The 2,316-nt window shown below is 67.7% G+C and carries 3 protein-coding genes; 2 read left to right on the top strand and 1 reads right to left on the bottom strand.

Annotation, left to right across the window (positions count from 1 at the left end; all coding sequences use genetic code 11):
• Together NTX40_08790 and NTX40_08795 are read left to right on the top strand one after the other, a co-directional pair.
• Positions 1 to 758 (top strand): hypothetical protein (locus NTX40_08790; protein ID MCX5649175.1); only part of this gene is annotated, 758 nt, incomplete at its 5' end.
• A 38-nt stretch (positions 759 to 796) separates the two neighbouring features.
• A complete protein-coding gene (locus tag NTX40_08795; protein MCX5649176.1) occupies positions 797 to 1,834 on the top strand; it encodes a YdjY domain-containing protein in 1,038 nt (345 codons plus the stop codon).
• Between the two features lie 174 nt (positions 1,835 to 2,008).
• On the opposite strand, the gene NTX40_08800 is transcribed toward NTX40_08795, so the two are convergent.
• On the bottom strand, positions 2,009 to 2,316 hold a 308-nt coding region (locus NTX40_08800; GenBank protein ID MCX5649177.1), incomplete at its 5' end, for a phosphorylase.

Here is a 2,316-nt window from a genome sequence, read left to right on the forward strand (position 1 = left end):
CCCGGATCGAAAAGGCCAAGGCCTATCTCATCGCCCACCAGTGGGACGAGGCCGAAAGCATCGACACCGGGCACCCGTGGTACGGCGGGGCGGGGTACGGCCAGTACGAGCGGCCGGACCTCTCGAACGAGGCGTTCTTCCTCGAGGCGATGCACCAGGCCGGCGTCCCGAAGGACCATCCCCTCTGGAAAAAGGCCCAGGTCTTCCTGAGCCGCACCCAGGACCGCAGTGAATCGAACGACGGCGTGTTCGTCGGGACGGACAGCGGCGGATTCGTCTATTCGCCGCACGGCGGGGGCGAATCCAAGGCCGGAACCGTGGACCTCCCGAACGGCCAGAAAGGCCTGAAGGCCTACGGCACCATGACCTACGCGGGCTTCAAGAGTTTCGTGTACGCGGGCCTCGCGCGCGACGACCCGCGCGTCCTGGCCGCACTCGACTGGATCCGCCGGCACTGGACCTTCGACGAAAACCCCGAACTCGGCCAGCAGGGACTTTTCTACTATTACATGACGGCGGCCCGGGCCCTGGCGGCCTGGGGCGAGCCTGCAATCATGGACGCGCGCCGGCGGACGCACGATTGGCGGGCGGAACTCTCCGACGCCATCCTCCGCCGACAACGCGAGAACGGCTCCTGGTTCAACGAGGCCGAACGATGGTTCGAGGGCGAGCAGATCCCCGTCGTGCCGACCAGTTACTGCATCCTCGCCCTCGTGGAGTGCCGGCCGCCGGCGCCGAGCGCTGCCAGCGCCGAATGAAGGACGCAAACACGGACGAGTCGGATCGGAGGGACGCGATGCGCAAATCCTGGCACCTGGCGGGAACGGCAACGGCTTGGGTGATCCTGGCGGCGGGCATGGCGCGCGGCGCCGAAACGCCCGCCCAGCAGGCGCCGCCGACCGAGAAGCCCGTCGTCCTCAAGACGCTGCCCGGCATCACGGTGGACACGGCCAAGAGCGAGGTCCGCCTCGAAGGCAAGGTCTGCCTCCAGGAAGGCGCGCTCGAACTGGTCGTCTGCTCCGAAGGGACGCGCGAGCACGAAAGCATCGTCGTCGTCAAGGCGAGGCCCTCCCACGTGACGTTCGCCCTCGCGCTCCTGGGTCTGGAGCCGGGACAGCCGGCGCACTGGACCGAGGCGAGGGCGTTCAGCCCGCCGGCCGGCGAAACGCTCGACATCACCGCCCGGTTCTTCACCGTCAGCGACGAAGAAAAGGCCCGCGTCGACAAGTTGATCGCCGAGGGCGCCAAGCCCGAGAAAATCCAGGTCCGAAAAACCCTTCTGAAGGAAGTGCCCGCGTACAAACTTCTCCGCCTGTCAGGCTCCGCGGCGGAGGTCACCCGGCCGATCGAGTGGGTGTACGTCGGCCGGCCGGAGAAAAACATGCTCGTCGCCGCCGACCGCGAGGGAACCGTCGTCTGCCTCTCGAACTTCGTCGAGGCGGTCATTGACGTGCCGTTCGAATCCACCGCCGTCAACGCCGACCTCCTGTACGAGGCCAATCCGAACGTCGTCCCGCCCGTCGGGACGCCCGTGGAACTGGTCATCCGGCCGACGGGCCATCGCATCGAGCCGAAGAAGGTCGAGATCGCGGTCGTCGTCCGCAAGGGCGAGACCCCGACGCTCGACGGCCGGCCGGTGACCCTCAAGGAACTCAAGGACGCCGTCAACGCCATGCCGGCCAGCGTCCGCGCCGCGGCCCTCAAGGCCGACCCGCAGGAAACCTTCGGCCGCGTCATGCAGGTCAAAGAGGTGCTCGAAGACGCGCTGATGCAGGTGGAGTTGATCGTGCTCGAGCCGGCCGCAACGGGTCAACCGCCCCCAGCCAAAGAGTGATTTCAACGCAGAGACCGCAGAGCACGCAGAGAAGGGTAGATATGTGGGAACGGCAATGCGTAATGCGGCCCCTCGACCATGCTCGGGTCGCCCTGAGCGAGGTCGAAGGGCGGAAAGAAACGCCGTCTCGCACATCGTCATGGTTAGCCGCGACCCGTAGGGGAGCGGGGAACTTCACAACCTGCCTTCGTCGCGGTAGCGCTGCATGGCTCGCCGACAGTGGCAGGGCCGGTCGGAGGCAATCCGGCCGATCGCCTCGGCGAGAATCTCCGGCAACCGCGCAGCCGCGCGGTCGCCTTCGGCCAACTCCTCGGCCGTCGCCATCCCCTCAAACAGGACGTCCGGCCGGTAGGGCCTTTCGGCGACGCCCTCCGCCGGGTTCACCACCCACGAGAGCGGCGCGTAGCAGAGTTCCAACTCGCGCGCCAGCGCGAACTCCGGCGCCAGCGTCATCCCCACCAGCGACGCCCCCTGGGAGGCGA

This window comes from Planctomycetota bacterium (assembly GCA_026387035.1).
GTDB lineage: Bacteria > Planctomycetota > Phycisphaerae > FEN-1346 > FEN-1346 > JAPLMM01.